The 20817-nt window shown below is 67.7% G+C and carries 17 protein-coding genes and 1 riboswitch; of the genes, 8 read left to right on the forward strand and 9 right to left on the reverse strand.

What is annotated here, in order from left to right:
- Positions 1 to 67 precede the first annotated feature (67 nt).
- Entirely contained in the window at positions 68 to 1021 is a 954-nt protein-coding gene (locus tag ACUDTM_RS15750) for a Nudix family hydrolase (RefSeq protein WP_072167855.1), read from the forward strand.
- 102 nt (positions 1022 to 1123) lie between these two features.
- Here ACUDTM_RS15750 and ACUDTM_RS15755 read toward each other — a convergent pair whose 3' ends face one another.
- Together ACUDTM_RS15755 and metF are read right to left on the reverse strand one after the other, a co-directional pair.
- Positions 1124 to 1708: a DUF4124 domain-containing protein gene (locus tag ACUDTM_RS15755; RefSeq protein ID WP_072167856.1), complete on the reverse strand. Its 585-nt coding sequence runs from the start codon at positions 1706 to 1708 to the stop codon at positions 1124 to 1126.
- Positions 1709 to 1748: 40 nt separating this feature from the next.
- Positions 1749 to 2576 carry a methylenetetrahydrofolate reductase [NAD(P)H] gene (gene metF / locus ACUDTM_RS15760; protein WP_072167857.1) on the reverse strand — a complete coding sequence of 276 codons (828 nt, stop codon included), beginning with the start codon at positions 2574 to 2576 and terminating at the stop codon, positions 1749 to 1751.
- A 150-nt stretch (positions 2577 to 2726) separates the two neighbouring features.
- Here metF and ACUDTM_RS15765 point away from each other — a divergent pair, with 150 nt between their 5' ends.
- Complete coding sequence (locus ACUDTM_RS15765) at positions 2727 to 3284, forward strand: DUF3228 family protein (RefSeq protein ID WP_072167858.1); 558 nt, start codon at positions 2727 to 2729, stop codon at positions 3282 to 3284.
- Between the two features lie 41 nt (positions 3285 to 3325).
- Here the strand turns inward: ACUDTM_RS15765 and ACUDTM_RS15770 are convergent, their stop codons facing one another.
- Together ACUDTM_RS15770 and ybaK are read right to left on the reverse strand one after the other, a co-directional pair.
- On the reverse strand, positions 3326 to 3817 hold the full coding sequence (locus ACUDTM_RS15770) for a hypothetical protein (RefSeq protein WP_072167859.1): 492 nt from the start codon (positions 3815 to 3817) through the stop codon (positions 3326 to 3328).
- A complete protein-coding gene (gene ybaK / locus ACUDTM_RS15775; RefSeq protein WP_072167860.1) occupies positions 3817 to 4290 on the reverse strand; it encodes a Cys-tRNA(Pro) deacylase in 474 nt (157 codons plus the stop codon). Before ybaK ends, ACUDTM_RS15770 begins: the two co-directional genes overlap by 1 nt.
- A 96-nt stretch (positions 4291 to 4386) precedes the next feature.
- Between ybaK and ACUDTM_RS15780 the strand changes: the two genes are divergently transcribed.
- The gene (locus ACUDTM_RS15780; RefSeq protein ID WP_088497854.1) at positions 4387 to 5229 is read left to right on the forward strand and encodes a tetratricopeptide repeat protein; all 843 of its coding nucleotides are present in this window, start codon (positions 4387 to 4389) and stop codon (positions 5227 to 5229) included.
- Positions 5230 to 5250: 21 nt separating this feature from the next.
- On the opposite strand, the gene ACUDTM_RS15785 is transcribed toward ACUDTM_RS15780, so the two are convergent.
- From ACUDTM_RS15785 to ahcY, 3 genes are all read right to left on the reverse strand, one after another.
- The gene (locus tag ACUDTM_RS15785; protein WP_227838008.1) at positions 5251 to 6591 is read right to left on the reverse strand and encodes a peptidoglycan-binding domain-containing protein; all 1341 of its coding nucleotides are present in this window, start codon (positions 6589 to 6591) and stop codon (positions 5251 to 5253) included.
- A gap of 49 nt (positions 6592 to 6640) precedes the next feature.
- Positions 6641 to 7396 (reverse strand): lysozyme inhibitor LprI family protein, encoded by a 756-nt coding sequence (locus ACUDTM_RS15790; RefSeq protein ID WP_229298511.1) that lies wholly within the window; start codon positions 7394 to 7396, stop codon positions 6641 to 6643.
- A 292-nt stretch (positions 7397 to 7688) separates the two neighbouring features.
- Positions 7689 to 9134: an adenosylhomocysteinase gene (gene ahcY / locus ACUDTM_RS15795; protein ID WP_072167863.1), complete on the reverse strand. Its 1446-nt coding sequence runs from the start codon at positions 9132 to 9134 to the stop codon at positions 7689 to 7691.
- 36 nt (positions 9135 to 9170) lie between these two features.
- A riboswitch (S-adenosyl-L-homocysteine riboswitch) is annotated at positions 9171 to 9254 on the reverse strand.
- Positions 9255 to 9374: 120 nt separating this feature from the next.
- On the opposite strand from ahcY, the gene ACUDTM_RS15800 reads away from it, so the two are divergent.
- Both ACUDTM_RS15800 and ppc read left to right on the forward strand, forming a co-directional pair.
- Positions 9375 to 11891 carry a S9 family peptidase gene (locus ACUDTM_RS15800; protein WP_329953139.1) on the forward strand — a complete coding sequence of 839 codons (2517 nt, stop codon included), beginning with the start codon at positions 9375 to 9377 and terminating at the stop codon, positions 11889 to 11891.
- A 237-nt stretch (positions 11892 to 12128) separates the two neighbouring features.
- Positions 12129 to 14840 (forward strand): phosphoenolpyruvate carboxylase, encoded by a 2712-nt coding sequence (gene ppc / locus ACUDTM_RS15805; protein WP_445391407.1) that lies wholly within the window; start codon positions 12129 to 12131, stop codon positions 14838 to 14840.
- Positions 14841 to 14928: 88 nt separating this feature from the next.
- Here the strand turns inward: ppc and ACUDTM_RS15810 are convergent, their stop codons facing one another.
- The gene (locus tag ACUDTM_RS15810; protein WP_005415314.1) at positions 14929 to 15435 is read right to left on the reverse strand and encodes an acyl-CoA thioesterase; all 507 of its coding nucleotides are present in this window, start codon (positions 15433 to 15435) and stop codon (positions 14929 to 14931) included.
- Positions 15436 to 15573: 138 nt separating this feature from the next.
- Complete coding sequence (metK, locus tag ACUDTM_RS15815) at positions 15574 to 16785, reverse strand: methionine adenosyltransferase (RefSeq protein ID WP_005408103.1); 1212 nt, start codon at positions 16783 to 16785, stop codon at positions 15574 to 15576.
- Positions 16786 to 17122: 337 nt separating this feature from the next.
- Between metK and ACUDTM_RS15820 the strand changes: the two genes are divergently transcribed.
- The 3 genes from ACUDTM_RS15820 (at position 17123) to ACUDTM_RS15830 (ending at position 20786) form a co-directional block, all read left to right on the forward strand.
- The gene (locus tag ACUDTM_RS15820; RefSeq protein WP_111007862.1) at positions 17123 to 18838 is read left to right on the forward strand and encodes a lysophospholipid acyltransferase family protein; all 1716 of its coding nucleotides are present in this window, start codon (positions 17123 to 17125) and stop codon (positions 18836 to 18838) included.
- Positions 18835 to 19635, forward strand: a complete 801-nt coding sequence (locus ACUDTM_RS15825; RefSeq protein ID WP_151355080.1) for a UDP-2,3-diacylglucosamine diphosphatase — start codon at positions 18835 to 18837, stop codon at positions 19633 to 19635. The genes ACUDTM_RS15820 and ACUDTM_RS15825 overlap by 4 nt, the downstream gene beginning before the upstream one ends.
- Positions 19636 to 19754: 119 nt before the next feature.
- On the forward strand, positions 19755 to 20786 hold the full coding sequence (locus tag ACUDTM_RS15830; RefSeq protein WP_151355081.1) for a metal-dependent hydrolase: 1032 nt from the start codon (positions 19755 to 19757) through the stop codon (positions 20784 to 20786).
- Positions 20787 to 20817 lie beyond the last annotated feature (31 nt).

Raw genomic sequence — 20817 nt, forward strand, 5'->3', positions numbered from 1 at the left:
TTGTTGCGGGGGAGCTGCACCGGATCCGTGATTGCGCCGGCCGCCCTGTTCTGGGCATGCTTCCTCCATGCCTTCCCCCACCCGATCGATCCACGTCGTGGCCGCCGTCATCACCGACGCCCGTGGCCGCGTGCTGCTCAACCGCCGTACCGAGAACCGCGACATGGCCGGCCTGTGGGAGTTCCCCGGCGGCAAGCGCGAATCCGGCGAGACCTCTGAACAGGCGCTGGTGCGCGAGCTGCGCGAGGAACTGGGCATCGAGGCCGATGTCGGCGAGTGGCTGATGGACGTGCCGCAGCGCTATCCGGACAAGTATCTGACCCTGGAGGTGCGCCACGTGCGCAGCTGGAAGGGGACACCGCGTGGGCGGGAGGGCCAGGCCATAACCTGGGTGGCGCAGGACAAGCTGGGACGCTATTCGATGCCGCCGGCCGACCTGCCGGTGGTGGCCGCACTGCGCCAACCGGACCGCTACCTGATCACGCCGGCGCCGGCTGACGATGCCAGCGGCGTACAGCACTGGCATGACTGCCTGCAGCGCGCGGTCGCGGCGGGCCAGCAGCGCATCCAGCTGCGCCTGCCACCGGAACACCCGCAACGGCAGGCGATGATCGAACAGGCCGTGCGCGCGCATCGTCGCGGCGTGCAGTGGCTGCTCAATCGCGATGTGGCGCTGGCACGTGCACTGGGCGTGGGGGTGCACCTGGGCAGCGAGCAGCTGCAGGACCTGCAGGAACGGCCCTTGCCGGAAGGGCAGCTTGTCGCCGCGTCCTGCCACGACCTGGAGCAGCTGCAGGCGGCGCAGCGGCTGGGCTGCGACTTCGCGGTGCTCGGCCCGGTGCAGGCCACGGCCAGCCATCCCGATGCGGTGCCGCTGGGCTGGGAAGCCTTCGCCGCGCTGCGCGCGCAGGTGTCACTGCCGATCTACGCGTTGGGTGGGATGGCCGCCGGCCATATCGCCGAAGCCCGTCGCCATGGTGGGCAGGGTATCGCTGCGATTGGTGGGCTGTGGCCGGCGTGAGCCGGCATGCGCGGTTCGATCCCTGCGCAGCGGGGCTCTGACCCCATCGCGGCAATCCGGGGTCGGAGCCCTTTCCGCTGGAAAGGGATCCGACCCGTCCGGTCACAACGTGATCCAGAAACACCCGTATTGCCGCCGCAACCCCAGCACCGTCGAAGCGCGCGACACGCTGCCGGGCAGCGTCTGTTCCAGGCGCAGGCCGACCGGATGCCGCACGGTCGGCGGCTCCGGGTCGGATCCCTGCGCCGCAGGGGCCTGATCCTCATCCTGCGATTGCGGCAGCGCCTGCGAGGGATACACCGGTACCACGTCTACCAGGGGCCGCCGCGCCAGCGATTCCAGTTGACCGAGGATGCGCTGCGCACCGGCATCGGAGACTGCGCCCCACAGGTACAGCGACGACAACCGGTTCACATCGTTGCTGAGGATGCCGACGCGCAGTGCGTCCACCAGCTCGCTCAGGCGACGTGGGCAGCGCGCCCCCAGGGTGTCGCGCGACAGGGTGCTGCCGGTGGGCGCGGGCGGTGGCAATCGCGATCGGGCGCCGACACTGTCGCAGGGGCGGTCGGTGTACACGCTCTGCCCCCGTGCATCAGTGCAGCGGTTCAAGCGTGGGGACTGCGCATGGACCACGCTCGACGCCGAGCACAATGACAGCAGCAACAGCAGGAAGGAAAGCCGGTTCATCGACGCAGGGTAGCGCCGATCGTGGTGGCATGGCGTGCTTTCAGCCCTGCAGCAGCTTCAGCACCGACGTGGTCGGCCTGGCCAGGTTCAGGGTGTAGAAGTGCAGGCCCGGCGCGCCGCCCTCGACCAGGCGCTGGCACAGCCTGGCCACCACTTCGGTACCGAACGCCCGCACCGATTCGGCGTCATCGCCATAGGCCTGCATCTTGCGGCTGATCCAGCGCGGGATTTCCGCACCGCACTGCTCGGAGAAACGGCGCAGCTGGCTGAAGTTGGCGATCGGCATGATGCCTGGCGTGATGGGTACCTGCACGCCGAGCCGGCGCACGGCATCGACGAAGTGGAAGTACGCATCCGGGTTGTAGAAATACTGGGTGATCGCCGCGTCCGCGCCGGCATCGATCTTGGCCTTGAAGTGCTTGAGGTCGGCCAGTGCATCGGAGGCCTGTGGATGGGTCTCAGGGTAGGCGCCCACTTCGATGCGGAACGCATCGCCATGTTCGGCGCGGATGAACTCGATCAGCTCGGCGGCGTAGCGCATGTCGCCGGGAAACCCCATGCCGGAGGGCAGGTCGCCGCGCAGCGCCACCAGGCGATGGCAGCCGATGGCGCGGTACAGCTTGAGCAGTTCGCGGATTTCCTGGCGGGTGCCGCCGACACAGGACAGGTGCGGTGCGGCCTCGAAGCCATGGTGCTGGTTGAGGTGGCGCACGGTCTCGGAGGTATAGCTCAGGGTCGAGCCACCAGCGCCGAAGGTACAGGACACGTACTCGGGACCGTAGTCCTTCAGCTTGGCTGCGGCACGATCCAGCTGGCTGCGCTGTTCGTCGGTCTTGGGCGGATAGAACTCGAAGCTGATGGCAGTCATGGCACGGGCGGCGGCGGCGGGTGGGGATCAGTATATCGCTTCATCAAGATGGATGTTCAGTGATTCTGTGTGCAGGCGCCGCGAGCGTAAGGCCGTGCAGGTGCTGCCAGCGGTTACCCTGTGCGGCGGATTCCTAGATCGCGCCACACCATGTCCATCGTTCTTACCGATTTCGCCCGTCCCCGCCTGTTCCCGCGCATGCCGCGCGGCAACACCATCCAGGACTGCACTGCCGAACAGTTCGAGGCGTACCTCAATGCCCATGAACCGATGAAGGTCCTGCAAGGTTATGCCCCCTTCTGCAAACTGTTCGTCTATGAGAACTGGACCAGCACCCGGTGCCTGACGGTGCCGATCACCGAGGCCAACCGCCATCTGCTGCGCAGTGGTTACGAGGCGCGCAACCGGGAGGAACTGCCGGTACTGGTGCGCTGGTTCGAAGGCGTGGAATCGCCGCGCGCCAACTATCTGGTCGTCATCCTGTACAGCGCGGAGCAGCTTGCGAAGGAAGGCTCGCCGATCGAGGCTGATTGGGGCATCGTCGGCTGCATCTACACCGCTGAGCCGGACGAGGTGCCGATGGCCCCGATCACGATGATGCGCAATGCGCTGGGCGTGGAAGAGGGCGGCTCCGGCGTGCCGCTGGACCGCGAGGCGTACCGGCGTGCGGTGGAATTCTGGGAGAACAACGCCAATTGGCGGCCGTAGGGGAAGGACAGGCCAGTAGAGCCACGCCATGCGTGGCTGCTTCATCGTTCGACGGTTTTCCACTCCCACCAGGGGTAGTGATACTCGCGGTCGATCGCCTGCCAGTGTTGGCCGCAGCGGGTGCAGGCGACGCTATGGCAGTTGCCCCAGCCATCCTCCGCTGCGTCGAGCGACAGCAGCTGCATCTGCCCGTGTTCGATCAGCCGACGGGGATCGAAGAACGGGTAGCCGGGGTTGAGCGCACACAGGCAGCCGGTGCCCGCGCGCCAGAAACGCAGCCGCTGCAGCGCCGCCTTCAGGTGCGCCTGGTTGCTGACCAGCATGCCGCCCAGCGCTATGCCTGCGCTGCGCTGCTCGATCAACGTCACGTGCGGTGCCAGCGCGTCCAGCGGCGCCGCATCGAACAGCCGGGCGAGCGTACGCGCGGCGTCGGTGATGCGCCCGCCGTCGCCTGACAGCAGGTCCTGCAGCAGCGCCTGGGCGTGGGCATTGTTGAGCATGGGGGCTGGCGCCGCAGACCAGGGCCAGCGCATCAGCGCGCCTTGCCGATGGCGGCGAAGTGTCCGCCGGTGAGCTGCAGCAGATCGCCCGGTGCCAGTTCCACTTCCAGGCCACGACGGCCGGCGCTGACATGCAGCGTGTGCAGGGATTCCGCACTGGAATCAAGAAAGGTGCGAAGGCGCTTTTTCTGGCCCAGCGGGCTGATGCCACCGACCAGATAGCCGGTCGCACGCTGTGCGGCGTCAGCGGCGGCCATCTCGCATTTCCTGCAGCGGGCAGCTTCGGCCAGCGCCTTCAGGTCCAGCTGGCCGGCGACCGGCACGATGGCCACCAGCAGTTCGTGGGTGTCGGTACTGGCCAGCAGGGTCTTGAACACCTGTGCCGGGTCCAGGCCGAGCTTTTCCACGGCTTCGCCACCATAGGAGGCGGCATGGGCATCGTGCACGTAGCTGCGCACGCTGTGGGCGATGTTCTCGCGCTTGAGCAGATTGATGGCGGGGGTCATGCGCGCATCGTAGCGCGCAGGGAATAACCTGCCTTGACCGAGGCTACTGGTGGGCCCCTGCGATAATGCGCGCTGTACACCGTCTGGACTCTCATCATGCGCGCACCGCCCCTGCTTCATGACCTGACTCTGGATAGCGAACCGTGCGCGGGCCCGTACCCACCGCAGGGCTTCTGGCCGATCGCCGAAGGTGCACTGGGCAACGGTGATCAGTTCGGTCTGTACTGGCCGCTGGGTCGGGAGGCTGAGCCGCCCGTGGTCTGCGAAATGTTCCATGACGAGGGGCGGATGGTCTTCCGCCATTCCTCGCTGGATGTCTTCGCGCAATGGCTGGATGCCGGTGGCGCGGAACAGGACGACGATGACGGCTGCGAGCCGCGTGAGCACGCGGTACCGGATGCGGGATCGCCGTTGCCCTTGATCGAGCGTGCGCAGCGGCATGTACAGGCTGCCGAACCGGCCCAGGCAATCGCGTTGCTGGAGGATGCCTGCAGGCGCTTTCCGGAACTGCCGCGCGCGTGGGCCATGCTGGCAGGGCAGCAGATGCGCCGGGGCCAGCACGCGGCGGCCGTGGCGGCGGCACGTGCGGCGATCCTGGCCAACTGGGCTTTCGGCATTCCCGAGCCTGGCGTGCTGCGCATGCTGCGGGCCACCGATGCCGCCGGCGATCCTGTGCTGGCAATGGCGCAGCAGATGGGGTTCGCCTTCGGCGGCGCCAAGACCAACGCGGACTATGCGCGGATGCAGGCGTGCATCGATCAGTGCTGGGATGCGGGAGATACGCTGGCGGCACTGCGCATGAGCCAGAACCGCTGCTACGTGTTGAGCAGCGAGACGGTTTCCTTCCAGCAGCGCGAAGGCTTCGATCTGGAGGCCTGGCGGCGCGACTTCGCCGCACGGTGCCAGCGTGCGCTGCACGACGACCGGCAGCGCATGTAGATCCAGCCCGGCGACGCGGGATCAGCGCGACATCGATTGCTGCGTCTGTATCTGTTCCTGGGTCTGCCGCTGTGACAGCTCGTTGTCCAGCGCCTGGCTCTGCCGCGTGCTGTCCTGCAGGTTCTGGTTCACCGCCCGCGACAGGTCGACGTAGGTGCGGTGCATGGCGGGATCGCCGAGCTGGCCCTGCACCGCGAACACGCCCTGGTTGTCCGGCCGCGCCAGCACGGTATCGACCTGGCTCATGCCGGCCAACTTTGACTCGTAAGCCACCTGGCCTGCGGCGTTCTCGAGCTGGCTGCGGTCATTGAACAGCGGCGACAGGCCGCCCTGGCGCCGCTGTTCTTCCAGTGCTTCCAGCTTTTCCACGACCTGCTGGTAACGCGGGTTGTCGGCGTGGCCCGGGGTGGCCATGGTCGGCTCGGCCGCCTGTGCACGCTGCTGCGTGGCCACCTCCAGCGCCCCCAGGGTCGCGCCGCCAGCCTTGCCGTCTACGGTGAGGTGGTGATCCCGCTGGAACTGCTTGACCGCTTCCACGGTGCCGGGGCCGAAATCGCCATCGGCCACCAGCGGCTTGCCGTCCTTGCCCAGGTAGCCCAGGTCGGACAGCTTCTGCTGCATGGCCTGCACCTCATCGCCCTTGCTGCCGTTGACCAGCACGCCGTTGCCCGCAGGCGTGCCCGGTGACCCGTGCGAGGGAGCATGGGTGGGGGTGATGCCGATCTGGACCATGGCCCGGTCGAAGCGCTCATCGCGGCTGGCTACGGCGGCCTGCGACTGGATGCCGTACTTGGTGGCATCGACGAAGTTCTGCACGTCGCCGCGCGTCGGCGGATTGCCGGCCTGGACGGTGCCGCCCTGCAGCGTTTCCGCATTGCCGGCCAGATAGCTGATGAACTGCGGGCCCATGCTGCCGAACTGGTTGTCATAGTCCGCCATGGCCAGCTGCAACTCCGGGTTGGCGGCGATGGCATCGGCCGCGGCCGGATTGGTTGCACGTACCTTGGCGATGGCCTGATCGACACGCTCGATGGCGCTGTCCAGCTTGGCGTTGGTGAGCTCGTCCATCCTGGCCTGCGGAATGGCCTGCAACTTGGCGTCGAGCGCCGCCAGCTGCTGGGTGCTCAATCCGCCCTGCTGGGACAACAGTGCGATGTCGCCATCGGTGAAGCCGTTGTCGCGCAGGAAGCGCCTGGCCTGCGGATTGCCGCCGACATCGAACTGCACCAGCCCGAACGAATAGGTGCTTGCGCCTTTCTGTGCGTATGAGAAGTGGTCCAGGTGGCGGGTGTTGCCGCCCAGCTCGGTGTTGAGGAACAGCGTGGACAGCTGTTCGCGCGTAAGGGTGGAATCCGTTGCCATGGTCATCGTCCTTCAATGAGGGTAAAGCGCCGGGCGTGCCCGGCGATTGTCAGCCGGCGCAGTGCTGCTGGGTGAAGCCGAGCAGCTGGCGGATGGCCTGGGTGCCGTAAGCAGCCGGCGCCGGTTCGAGGGCGAACTGGCCAACCATCTGGTTGCTGCACAGCTGCACGTTGCGCCTGCCGGCGGAGGTTTCCTGGGTGCAGTTGGCTGCGAGCAGGGCGTTGGGGCCGCCGCCCATGTTCGTGGCGGCCGTGCAGCCCAGCAGGCGGCCTTCCTGGCCGTTCTCACCCAGCAGCGTGTTGAAGTTCGCCAGCTGGCTGTTGGGATCGCGCAGCACCAGCAGGTCCACGCATTGCTGCTGGCCGTCAGGGGCTTCGCATGCATCCTGGTCGACCAGGCCGTCACGCGTGGCGGACAGCACCTTGAGGCGATCGGCGTACACCTGCTGCAGGCACTGCGCATCGGTGCACAGGTCGCGGGTGTGCTCCTGCCAGCGCTGCTGTTCGGCGTGCAGCTTGCTCTGCCCTGCTGCATCGAGCGTGGCCTGTGCGGCAGTGACCGCCTTGCCCACGTCCGCATCCAGGCCGGTCAGGGTCGGGTCCTTGCAGACCAGGGTCTGTGCCGGCGACGCTGCATCGGCGCAGCCAGCGCTCGTGTCGGCGACCGTGGCGGGCGCGTCGGCGGCCTTGCCTGCGGGGCTGGCCTGTCCGCTGGCCGCAGCCGGAGCCGTAGCGCCGGCTTCGCCGGCAGGTGGGGTGCAGGCGGCCAGCAGGGCCACCCAGCACAGGGGCATCAGGGGCTTCATGGCCCGGTTCAGTCGTTCACGGTTGCGCGGCATGTCCTGTCCTTTGGTGTCTGCGTCCCGGCGCATGGCCTGCCGTTGGCAGCCCACGCGGGCGTAAAGCCTAGCAAGCGGCTTCTTAGTGCTCCGTGACAGGGTGCGCGGATCGGTTGCCGGGTGCCGCAACGCAGAACGGGCGCCCGAAGGCGCCCGTCCTGTCTGCATCCGTTGCCGGGGTCAGAGCCCTTTCATGCGGAAAGGGATCCGACCCCGCGTACGCCGGTAGTGCCGGCCGCTGGCCGGTACCCCGCAGGCATCAGTAGCGGTAGTGGTCCGGCTTGAACGGGCCTTCCACCGGCACGCCGATGTAGTCGGCCTGTTCCTGGCTCAGGGTGGTCAGCTTCACGCCGATCTTTTCCAGGTGCAGGCGGGCCACTTCTTCGTCCAGCTTCTTCGGCAGCAGGTAGACCTTCTTCTCGTAGCTGTCCTTGTTCGCCCACAGGTCGATCTGTGCCAGGGTCTGGTTGGCGAAGCTGTTGGACATCACGAAGCTCGGGTGGCCGGTGGCGCAGCCCAGGTTCACCAGGCGGCCTTCGGCCAGCAGGAAGATCGCGTTGCCGTTCGGGAAGATGTACTTGTCCACCTGCGGCTTGATGTTGACATGCTTGATGCCCGGGTAGGACACCAGTGCATCGACCTGGATCTCGTTGTCGAAGTGGCCGATGTTGCAGACGATGGCCTGGTCCTTCATCGCGCTCAGGTGCTCGATGCGGATGATGTCGCGGTTGCCGGTGGTGGTGACATACAGGTCGGCACGGCCCAGGGTCGACTCGATGGTGTTGACTTCATAGCCTTCCATCGCCGCCTGCAGCGCGCAGATCGGGTCGATCTCGGTGACGATCACGCGCGCGCCGTAGGCACGCAGCGAGGCCGCGCAGCCCTTGCCGACGTCGCCGTAGCCGCAGACCACGGCCACCTTGCCGGCCAGCATCACGTCCATCGCGCGCTTCAGGCCGTCGGCCAGCGACTCGCGGCAGCCGTACAGGTTGTCGAACTTGCTCTTGGTGACCGAGTCGTTGACGTTGATCGCCGGGATCAGCAGGGTGCCGGCCTGCGCCAGCTGGTACAGGCGGTGCACACCGGTGGTGGTCTCTTCGGAGACGCCCTTCCAGTCCTTCACCACGCGGCCCCAGTAACCCGGGCGCTCCTTGGCCACGCGCTTGAGCAGGTTCTTGATGACCTGTTCTTCGTGCGAGGCAGAGGGGGTGTTGACCCAGTCGCTGCCGTTTTCCAGTTCGTAGCCCTTGTGGATCAGCAGGGTCACGTCACCGCCGTCGTCGACCACCAGTTCCGGGCCGGTCAGGGTGCCGTCGGCCAGGGTGAAGGTCAGCGCGTCCAGGGTGCAGTCCCAGTACTCTTCCAGGGTCTCGCCCTTCCAGGCGAACACCGGGGTGCCGGTGGCGGCGATGGCGGCAGCCGCGTGGTCCTGGGTCGAGAAGATGTTGCACGAGGCCCAGCGCACATCGGCGCCGATGTCCTTCAGGGTCTCGATCAGCACCGCGGTCTGGATGGTCATGTGCAGCGAGCCGGTCACGCGCACGCCCTTCAGCGGCAGTTCGGCCTGGTACTTGCGGCGGATCGACATCAGGCCCGGCATTTCGTGCTCGGCGATGTCCAGTTCCTTGCGGCCCCAGTCGGCCAGCGTGATATCGCGGATCTTGTAATCACCTTCGGTGGAGAAGGTCTTGGCAACAGCGTTCATTCGTGTGCTCCGGTTGTGGGCGAGCGGATGCTCGCATCTAGCCGGGCGCCGTTGTTACAAAGCCACCTTACCGAGCCTGGCCGGGCCTCGTGGGATCCGGTCGCAGCGCCCCTCGGCAGGGGAGAACCCCCATTATATCGCGGCCCCAGCGTGACATCGGCATGACCCAACCATCGGCAGATGGGGCCACGTGCACGGCCTGTTAAGGTCGGTGTTTTCACGCATCACACAGGTGGAACGATGAGCATGCACGCGCGCCGCACACGGCGCTGGACCGGCCTGGTCCTGTCGATGGGGCTGCTGGCGGTGGCCCCGCTGGCCTGGGCGGCCGCTTCGCAGCCCGTTGCCGCGCAGGCGCAGGGTGTCAACGGCTACGAACTGCCATCGGCCGCACTGCAGGCAGTGGTCGATGCCCCGCGCGCGCCGTCGCTGTTCCTGTCGCCGCGCCGCGACGTGGCCGCGATGATGCAGATGCCGTCGCTGCCGTCGATCCAGGTGGTGGCGCAGCCGGAATTGAAGCTGGCCGGCCTGCGCATCAACCCGCGCACGTTCTCCGACAGCCGCTTCAGCTTCGGCGAGAAGCTGTGGCTGATGAACGTTGCCGACGGCAAGGAGCGGCAGATCAGTGGCCTGCCGGCCACGCTGTCGATCGCCAGTGTGATGTGGTCGCCGGACCAGAAGTGGCTGGCGTTCAACCAGGTCGATGCCGCCAGTGGCGCCAATGAACTGTGGCTGGTGGATGTGGCCGGTGGCAGTGCCCGTCGCCTGGTTGCCGGCCTGAACACGGTGATCGGCAGCGGCTACCAATGGCTGCCGGACAGCCGCGGGCTGGTGGTGTTCACCCGCCCGGCCAACCTGGGGCCAGCCCCGGCCGCCGACGGCGTCCCGACCGGCCCTGCCGTGCAGCAGACCAGCCAGGGCGGCGGCGTGGTGTCGATCCGCACCTACCAGGACCTGCTGAAGAACGAAGCCGACGCTCGCCAGTTCGATTACTACGCTACTACCCAGCCGATGGAAGTCGGCCTGGATGGCAGTACCCGCGCGATCGGTGCGGCCGGCATCTTCATGGGCTTCTCGGTGTCGCCTGACGGCCGCTTCGTGCTGCGCCAGCCGGTGCAGCGTCCGTACTCCTACGTGGTGCCGGTAAGCAGTTTTCCGCGCCGCATTGAAGTAATCGACCGGGCCACCGGCAAGCTGGTGCATACCGTGGCGGTGCGCCCGCTGGTGGAAGGCCTGCCGACCGGCAACGATGCCGAAGTGACCGGCGTGCGCGACATCAGCTGGCGCGGTGATGCCGATGCCACCCTGGTCTGGGCCGAAGCGCAGGACGGTGGTGATCCGAACCGGGAGGCCAAGGTGCGCGATGCGGTGCTGATGCAGGCCGCGCCGTTCGACAAGCCGCCGGTCACCCTGGCCCAGCTTGGCAGCCGCCTGAGCGGCATCAACTGGGGCCGTGGCGACCTGGCCCTGCTGACCGAGTCGTGGTGGAAGACCCGCAGGACCAAGACTTGGCTGATCGCCCCGGACAACGCCGGTGTCGAGCCGCGCCTGCTGTGGGATCGTGACGCGCAGGACCGTTACGCCGATCCGGGGCGGCCGCTGCTGGCCAGCGATGAACGTGGTCGCTCGCTGCTGCAGACCAGCCCGGATGGCAGCAGCCTGTACCTGGCCGGCGTCGGTGCTTCGCCGGAGGGCGACCGCCCGTTTGTGGACCGCTTCGACATCGCCACGGGCAAGGCGACGCGCCTGTTCCATTCGCAGGCGCCGAGCTATTCGCTGCCGGTGGCATTGCTGGACAACCAGGGCAATTCGCTGCTGCTGAGCCGCGAGAGCCCGGACGAACCGGCCAACTTCTACGTGCAGTCGCTGGCCGATGCCCGTGCCGCACCGCGCGCGCTGACCCGTTTCGCCCATCCGCTGCCGCAGCTGAAGGGCGTGCAGAAGGAGCAGATCCGCTACAAGCGCAAGGATGGGGTCGACCTGACCGCGACACTGCTGCTGCCGCCGGGCTACGACCCCAAGCGCGACGGCCCGCGCCCGCTGCTGATGTGGGCCTACCCGGGCGAGTTCAAGAGCGCGGCGGCGGCCAGCCAGGTGACCGATTCGCCGTATCGCTTCAATGCGGTCAGCTACTGGGGCCCGCAGGCGTTCCTGGCCAAGGGCTATGTGGTGCTGGCCAGCCCGTCGATGCCGATCATTGGCGAGGGCGACAAGGAACCCAACGACACCTACATCGAACAGCTGGTGGCCAATGCGCAGGCGGCGGTGGATGAAGTGGTGCGGCGTGGTGTGACCGATCGCGAGCACATCGCCATCGGCGGCCATTCCTACGGTGCGTTCATGACCGCCAACCTGCTGGCGCACACCCGCCTGTTCAAGGCCGGCATCGCGCGCAGCGGTGCCTACAACCGCACGCTCACCCCGTTCGGTTTCCAGGCCGAGGAACGCAACTACTGGCAGGCGCAGGACGTCTACCAGAAGATGGCGCCGTTCAATTACGCCGACAGGATCAAGGATCCGATCCTGTTCATCCACGGCGTGGACGACAACAACTCCGGCACGTTCCCGATCCAGAGCGAGCGCATGTTCGCCGCGGTGAAGGGCCTGGGTGGCACCGCGCGGCTGGTGATGCTGCCCAACGAATCGCATGCCTACCGCGCACGCGAATCGATCATGACCATGCTGGCCGAGAGCGAGCGCTGGCTGGAGCAGACCATCGGCCCGGCCGAGCAGGGCAAGGCGAAGAAGAAGCGCTGATACCTGCATGAGGGCGGCCCCTGTAACAGGGGCCGCCTGTGCGGCTGCGGCGCCGCCCGAGCATGGGCTCGGGCGCTACACGGTGTCACGCGCCACGACGCTTGTAGAGCCGAGCTCATGCTCGGCTGCGTGCGTCATGGATACGTGCAGATGAAACCATTTTTGCGTCGCAGCACGCTGCCCGTTCTGGTTTAGGCTTGGGGTCTGGATCCGTTGACCGAGGCCTGTGCGTCGCCGATGAACGAGTACCGCAGCAGCATCGAGTTTGCTTCTCCCGATCTTCCGCTTCGCGATGACGTGCGCCGGCTCGGCGCACTGGTCGGTGACCTTCTGGTCGAGCAGGTATCGGCGGCCTTCCTCGACGAGGTCGAGGACGTGCGCACCCGCGCCATCGCCCGCCGCGAGAACCAGGCACCGCTGTCGGAGCTGGCCGAAGGGCTGGCCGGGCGCACGCCGCAGCAGGCCGAGACCATGGTGCGGGCCTTCAGCACCTACTTCCAAGTGGTCAACATTGCCGAGCGCGTGCATCGCATCCGCCGCCGCCGTGACTACCAGCGTGCCGGTACCGCAGGGGCGCAGCCTGACGGCCTGCAGGATGCGCTGCAGCACCTGAAGGCGCAGGGCGTGGGCCTGGACGAGCTGGCGCAGTGGCTGCCGCGCATCGACATCGAACCGGTGTTTACCGCGCACCCGACCGAAGCGGTGCGCCGTGCGCTGCTGGAGAAAGAGCAGCTGATGGTGGCCAGCCTGGTCGACAACCTCGACGGCCAGCGCACGCCGGGGGAAGCGGCCGCCGATGCTGCGCGCTTCCGCATGGCGCTGACCGCGTCGTGGCAGACCACTGATTCCTCGCCGGTGCGGCCCACCGTCGATGACGAGCGCGAGCACGTCGGCTTCTATCTGGTGCAGGTGCTGTACCGCGTGATTCCGGTGCTGTACGAATCGCTGCAGCAGGCGCTGCGCGATACCTATGGTGAAGAACTGCCACTGCCGCGCCTGCTGCGCTTCGGTACGTGGGTGGGCGGGGACATGGACGGCAACCCGAACGTGGATGCCCACACCATCCGCAGTACGCTGGATGCGCAGCGGCAGGCGGTACTGGCGCGCTACCAGAAGGAACTGCTGCAGCTGGCCAGCCTGCTCAGCCAGTCCACCGAGCGGGTGGGCGTGAGCGATGCGCTGCAGGCGCGCGTGGCGCACTACCAGCAGCTGCTGCCGCAGGTACAGTCGCGCCCGCGCCATGCCGACATGCCCTACCGCCTGCTCAACGATCGCATGCGCGCGCGCCTGCAGGCCACGCTGGAAGACGGCGAGGGCGCTTACGCCGGCCCGGATGAACTGATCGACGACCTGCAGCTGATCCTCGACAGCCTGCGCGCGAACCGCGGCGAGCATGCCGGTGGCTTCGCCGTACAACGCCTGCTGTGGCGGGTGAAGACGTTCGGCTTCCATCTGGCGCGGTTGGACGTGCGCCAGGAATCGAGCGTGCATGCGCGCGCGCTGGCGGCGGTGCTGGGCGGCGACCCGGCGTGGGAGGGCCTGGATGCATCGGGCCGTGCGCGCCTGCTGGCACCGCATGCCAGCGGTGAGGTGCCGTTGCCGGAAGGCGACGACGACGGCAACCGGAGGCTCGACGCCGTGTTCGCTGCATTGGCCGATGCCCGTGCGCGGCATGGCGGCGATGCACTGGGCAGTTACATCATCTCGATGGCGCACGACCGCAGCGACGTGCTGGCGGTGCTGGCGCTGGCGCGGCGTGGCGGCCTGGTGGAAGAGAACGGGTCAGTACCGCTGGATATCGCGCCGCTGTTCGAGACGGTGGATGACCTCAAGCGCGGTACCGCCACGCTGCGCGACCTGCTGGAGGATCCGGTGTACCGCGCGCACCTGCAGGCACGCGACGACGTGCAGATGGTGATGCTGGGCTATTCGGACAGCAGCAAGGATGGTGGCATTGCTGCTTCGCGTTGGGGCCTGCAGCGCGCGCAGGTGGAACTGCTGGAGGTGGCGGCCGAGGCCGGCATCCGCCTGACCTTCTTCCATGGCCGGGGCGGCTCGATCAGCCGTGGTGGTGGCAAGACCACCCACGCCGTGGATGCGTCGCCACGCGGCAGCATCGATGGCCGCCTGCGGGTGACCGAGCAGGGCGAGGTGATCCATCGCAAGTACGGCATCCGCGCGCTGGCCCTGCGCTCGCTGGAGCAGGCCACCGGTGCAGTGCTGCGCGCCAGCCTGCGTCCGCGTGCCGCCGAGCCGCGCGAGGACGCGTGGCGGCCGGTGATGGATGCGGTGGCTGCGGCCAGCAGCGAGGTGTATCGCGCGTTCGTCGGCCAGCCCGGTTTCATGGATTACTTCCGTACCGCCACGCCGATCGACGTGATCGAGCGGATGACGCTGGGTTCGCGGCCGTCGCGCCGGCTCGGCCAGGACGCAGCGCTGGGCAACCTGCGTGCGATTCCCTGGGTGTTCGCCTGGAGCCAGGCGCGTGCGGTGATTCCCGGCTGGTACGGCGTGGGCAGTGGCCTGCAGGCCGCGGTCGATGCCGGCCACGAACAGACCCTGCGCGATATGGCGCGGGACTGGCCGTTCTTCCGTACCTTCCTGGACGACATCGCGATGGTGCTGTCCAAGGGCGATATCACCATCGCCCAGCAGTTCTCGCTGTTGTCGGGTGAACTGCACGGGCGCTTCTTCCCGCAGGTGCAGCGCGAACTGGAGCTCACCCGACGCTGGCTGCTGGCGTTGATGGACCAGAAGACGCTGCTGGACCACGACGCGCGGCTGGCGCTGTCGATCCGCCTGCGCAATCCCTACGTCGATCCGATCAGCGTGCTGCAGGTGGATCTGCTGCAGCGCTGGCGGGCCAGCGGGCGCGAGGATGACGATCTGCTGCGCGCGCTGGTGGCGTGCGTGAACGGCGTTTCGCAGGGCGTGCAGAACACAGGGTGACCTGGCGTTGGTAGTGCCGGCCGCTGGCCGGCAACCTCATGATGTTTGGCAGCACGCGCGAGGTTGCCGGCCAGCGGCCGGCACTACCTCATTCCTCCGGCGACGGCGGGTTCGACGCCAGCAGTTCCAGGTGGCGCTGTTCCATTTCCTGGCGCAGCTGGCGGCGGATCTGTGCTGCGGCCTGGCGGCGCTTTTCGTCGGACGTTGCCGGCTGCAAGGGCGGGACAGGCGTCGGCCGGCCTTCTTCATCCACTGCGACCATCGTGAAGAAGCAGCTGTTGGCGTGGCGCACGCTGCGCTTGAGGATGTCCTCGGCCACCACCTTGATGCCGATCTCCATCGATGAGGTGCCGGTGTAGTTCACCGAGGCCAGGAAGGTGACCAGCTCGCCGACCGCGATGGGCTGGCGGAACATCACCTGGTCCACCGACAGGGTGACCACGTAGCTGCCGGCATAGCGGCTGGCGCAGGCGTAGGCCACCTGGTCAAGCAGGCGCAGGATGGCGCCACCATGGACCTTGCCGGAGAAATTGGCCATCTCCGGCGACATCAGCACCGTCATGGACAGCTGGTGGGTTTTCAGTTCGGTCGACATGCGGCGATTGTATCGGCAACCGGTCGTGCCGGCCGCTGGCCGGCAACCACGCGGTTGTTTCCGGAGGCCATGAAAAAGCCGGCCAGCGGCCGGCTCTACCAGAAGCAGAAGGGCCGCGTGAGCGGCCCTTCGTGTTGCTTACTTCAGCTTCGCATCGGCGCGCAGGGCGGCGGCGCGGTCGGTCTTCTCCCAGGAGAAGGCCGTGGCGTTGACGGTCTCGCCTTCGCCGTTGAGGTAGCTGAACTCCTTCGGCTTGCGGCCGAAGTGGCCATAGGCCGCGGTCTGCTGGTACATCGGGTGGATCAGGTCCAGCATCTTGATGATGCCGTACGGGCGCAGGTCGAAGTGCTTGCGGATCAGCTTCTCGATCTTGTCGTCGCTGATCTTGCCGGTGCCGAAGGTGGTGACCGAGATCGAGGTCGGCTCAGCCACGCCGATGGCGTAGGAGACCTGCACTTCGCAACGGTCGGCCAGGCCGGCAGCAACCACGTTCTTGGCGACGTAGCGGGCCGCGTAGGCGGCCGAACGGTCGACCTTGGACGGGTCCTTGCCGGAGAACGCGCCACCACCGTGACGGGCCCAGCCGCCGTAGGTGTCGACGATGATCTTGCGGCCGGTCAGGCCGCAGTCGCCCACCGGGCCGCCGATCTCGAACTTGCCGGTCGGGTTGATGTGGAACTTGGTGCCCTTGTGCAGCCACTTGGCCGGCAGCACCGGCTTGATGATCTCTTCGCGGACGGCCTCGATGAGGTCCTTCTGCTTGATGCCCGGGGCGTGCTGGGTCGACAGGACCACGGCGTCGATGGCCGAGACCACGCCGTTTTCATAGCGCAGGGTGACCTGGCTCTTGGCGTCCGGGCGCAGCCACGACAGCGGCGAGTTCTTCTTCTTGCGGATCTTGGCCTGCTGCTCGACCAGGCGGTGCGACAGGTGGATCGCGGCCGGCATGTAGCTGTCGGTCTCGTTGGTGGCATAGCCGAACATCAGGCCCTGGTCGCCAGCGCCCATTTCTTCCGGCTTCTTGCGGTCCACGCCCTGGGCGATGTGCGGCGACTGCTTGCCGATCAGGTTCAGCACGCCGCAGGTGGCGCCGTCGAAGCCGACGTCGGAGCTGTCGTAACCGATGTCCGTGATGACCTTGCGGGTCAGCGCTTCCAGGTCGATCCAGGCGCTGGTGGTGATTTCACCGGCCACGATGGCAACGCCGGTCTTGACCATGGTCTCGCAGGCCACGCGGGCGCGCTGGTCCTGGGTCAGGATCGCGTCCAGCACCGCATCGGAGATCTGGTCGGCAACCTTGTCCGGATGGCCTTCGGAGACCGACTCGGAGGTGAAGAGATAGCTGGACATCAGGCGTAATATCCCTTGATTCGGATGGAAAGATGGGCGCGCATGATACACGGGGTGCGCCGCCTGTGCATTGTGAACCGGTACCGGTTGCCGGTGGTTAAGCCCGCGTAGGCCCGGCAGGGGCCGTCATGACGGGATTGGGGGCCAGCCTCGAGGCCCAGTGTTCCACCCGCGCGACAACAACAGACGGGGCTGCCCAACCCCCGACCGCGCAGGGCGCGACTCGGCCGTCAAGGGGGCCGGCCGTCATCGTTCTGCCCCGAAACCGCCATCTGGCTGCCGCCTGCCGGGCGCAGGCTGTCGGCCAATCCGGCCGCCGGGCATCAGTGGATCCGCCATGCAGGAACTCGAACAGCGTCTCCAGCAACGTTTCCCCGATTGGTTCCATGGCCGCCGTGGCCAGCTGGCACGGCCGCTGCTGCGCAGCGTCGGCCGCTGGTCGCGCCTGGACCAGATCGAAGCCTTCCTGCAGCGCAGCTCAGGCCTGCGCGGCTTCGGTTTCGTCGCCGCCGGCCTGGAGTTCATCGGCGGCCAGTACCAGGTGGATCCGGCCGCGCTGGCGAAGATTCCGGCCACCGGCCGCCTGCTGATTGTCGCCAACCACCCTTCCGGGGCGCTGGACGCACTGGCCTTGCTGGACGCAGTCGGCCGTATCCGCCGCGATGTGCGGATCGTGGCCAACGACCTGCTGGGGGCGATCGCGCCGCTGCAGGATCTGCTGTTGCCGGTGCGCATCCTGGGCGGCAAGGCGCAGCGCGGCAGCCTGCATGCGGTGGAGCAGGCGCTGGCCGCCGAGCAGTGCGTGATCGTGTTCCCGGCCGGCGAGGTATCGCGCCTCTCGCTGCGCGGCATCCGCGATGGCCGCTGGCAGCGCGGATTCGTCCGTTTTGCCCGCGCGGCCGGTGCACCGGTGCTGCCAGTGCGGGTGGAAGCGCGCAACTCGGCGCTGTTCTATGGCGCCTCGACCCTGTTCAAGCCGGCCGGTACCGCGTTGCTGGCACGCGAGATGTTCACCCGTCGTGGCCGCCCGCTGCGGCTGAGCATCGGCGAGCCGATGCGGCTGGGCGACGGCGGCGACCCGGGTGCCCAACTGCTGGCGGTACGTCGCGCACTCTATGCGCTGGGCCGCAATGGCGCGGCCGGCAATGCCGCTGCCTGCGCGGGCCCTGAGCCGCTGGCCGCCCCGGTGCCACCTTCGCAGGTCGCCGCTGGCATCGCTGCTGCCACCCAGCTGGGCCAGACCGCCGACGGCAAGCAGATCCTGCTGGCCACCTGCACTGCCGATTCGCCACTGCTGCTGGAACTGGGCCGCCTGCGCGAACTGACCTTCCGCCAGGTGGGTGAGGGCACCGGCCGCAGCCGTGACCTCGACAACTACGACCCGCAGTACGAGCACATCGTGATCTGGGACGCCGCCGCGCAGCGCATTGCTGGCGCGTACCGGATCATGCGTGGTGCCCACGCGTTGGCCCGGCACGGCCTGTCCGGGCTCTACAGCGCGTCGCTGTTCCGCTATTCCGACGATGCCATCACCCACATCGCCGAGGGCCTGGAACTGGGCCGCAGCTTCGTGGTGCCCGATTACTGGGGCAGCCGCAGCCTGGACTACCTGTGGCAGGGCATCGGTGCCTACCTGCAGTGCCGGCCGGGGATCCGCTACCTGTTCGGCGCGGTGTCGATCAGTGCGGCCTTGCCGCGCGATGCGCGCGAGCAGCTGGTGGCGTACTACCAGCGTTATTACAGCGGCACCGCCGGCATGGCCGAATCGAACCGGCCGTTCCAGTACTTCGCCGCACCGCCCAGTTTCGGTGAGCTGGATGCAGGCGCCGCGTTCGACGTGCTGAAGGCCAACCTGGCTGCACTCGGTACCGGCGTACCCACGCTGTATCGCCAGTACACCGATCTGTGCGAACCGGGCGGCGCGCGCTTCCTCGCCTTCGGGGTGGACCCGGACTTCAGCGATTCGATCGACGGCTTGATCGAGGTGGACCTGTGCGCGGTCCGGCCGAACAAGCGCAAACGTTACCTGCGCGACGCGGGGACGCCGGCATGAGCACGCTGGCGAACCTGTCGCCGAACCGGCGCGCGGTGTTCGTCTCCGATGTGCACCTGGGCTCGCGCCATTGCCATGCCACCGAGCTGGCGCGATTCCTCTCGCAGCTGCGCTGCGAACGGCTGTACCTGGTGGGCGACATCATCGACCTGTGGTGGATGGCGCACCGCCGTGCCACCTGGCGGCAGTCGCACAGCGAGGTCATCCAGGCGCTGCACGCGCTGCGCCGTGCCGGCACCGAGATCATCTACATTCCGGGCAACCACGACGCTTCGCTGCGCCAGGTCTGCGGTCTGATGCTGCCGGCGATGCAGGTGCGCCGCCGCGCCATCCACGTGACCGCCGATGGCCGCCGGCTGCTGGTCGCGCACGGCGACGAGTATGACGGCGTGACCCACTTCGGTGGCCTGCAGGAAAAATTCGGCGACTGGCTGTATTACCGCATCCTCACCGGCAACCAGGCCTTGAATGCAGTGCGGCGGCGGCTGGGCATGCGCTACTGGTCGCTGTCGGAGTTCCTGAAGAAGCGCAGTGGCGCCGCTGAACGCTACATCGAGCGTTTCGTGCAGGCCGGGCTGGACGACGTGCGCCGACGGGACCTGGACGGCATCGTCTGCGGGCATATCCACCGCGCCGCGCTGGTCGAACGCGATGGCCTGGTCTATGCCAACGATGGCGACTGGGTGGAGAGCCTGACCGCACTGGCCGAAGACCACGACGGCGCGCTGCGCCTGCTCGACCATAGCGGCCAGACTCTGCTGGAACTGCCCGGCGCGCGGTTGTCGCAGGCGGCATAGCCCGCGTCTGTCCCGCTGTAGAGCCGAGTCCATGCTCGGCTGCCGTTACGCGCAACGAAGAGCAGCCGAGCATGGGCTCGGCTCTACATACACCGCGCGCAAGCCGCTAGCATCGGCCCATGGATTCATTGACCCAGATCGTACTCGGCGGCGCCGTCGCCGCTGCCATCGCTCCGCCCGGCCATCGCCGCGCGGCCCTGCTGGCCGGTGCCGCGCTCGGCACCTTGCCGGACCTCGACGCCCTGTGGCTTGGCTTCACTGCGGCCGACCCGGTGGCGAACATGACCGAACACCGCAGCTTCAGCCATTCGCTGCTGGTGCTGCCCTGGGTGGCCGCACTGATCTGGTGGTTGTTCAAGCGCTTCGGCAACGGCCGCGTCGCGCAGTCACCGCTGCGCTGGTTCTGGGCGATCCAGCTGGCGCTGGTTACCCATCCCGTGCTGGATGCGTTCACCGTCTACGGTACCCAGTTGTGGTGGCCGCTGCGGCCACACCCAACCATGGGCTCCAGCGTCTTCATCATCGACCCCGGCTACACGGTGTGGCTGCTGCTGGGCTGCGTGCTGGCCTGGTTCGGTCGTGCGCGGCCCTGGGCGGGCAAGGTGCTGGGCGCGGCGTTGCTGCTCAGCAGTGGCTACCTGGGCTGGGGGCTGATCGCCAAGGCGCAGGTCGATCGGGCCGCGCAGCGGAGCCTGGCCGCGATGGGCCTGGGCGATGCGCCGCGCTTCTCGGTGCCGATGCCGTTCAACACCCTGCTGTGGCGGGTGGTGGCGATGACGCCCAATGGCTACGTGGTGGGTGATCGCTCACTGGTGGCCGACCATGGGCCGATGCGGTTCGAAGGCCATCCGTCCAACGTGCAGGCCTTGCGCGAAGCGCGGGCCATCCCGGCGGTGCAGCAGCTGCAATGGTTCAACCGCGGTTTCATGCGTGCACAGGTCGCGGACGGCCGGCTGGTGCTGAGTGACCTGCGCATGGGGCTGGAGCCGGACTACACCTTCAACTTCGTGGTGGCTGAGCAGGCCGACGGGCAGTGGCGGCCGATAACGCCCGAGCAGGTGCGAGTGGATTACAGCAGCCCGGCCGCGCGCGCCGACGCAGGTCGCCGGCTGGCCGCGATGTGGCAGCGGATCTGGCATGCGCCCGAGTAGATCCACGCCCTGCGTGGATGGCGGGACATCG

It is taken from the genome of Stenotrophomonas maltophilia group sp. vghtpe118 (assembly GCF_052605195.1).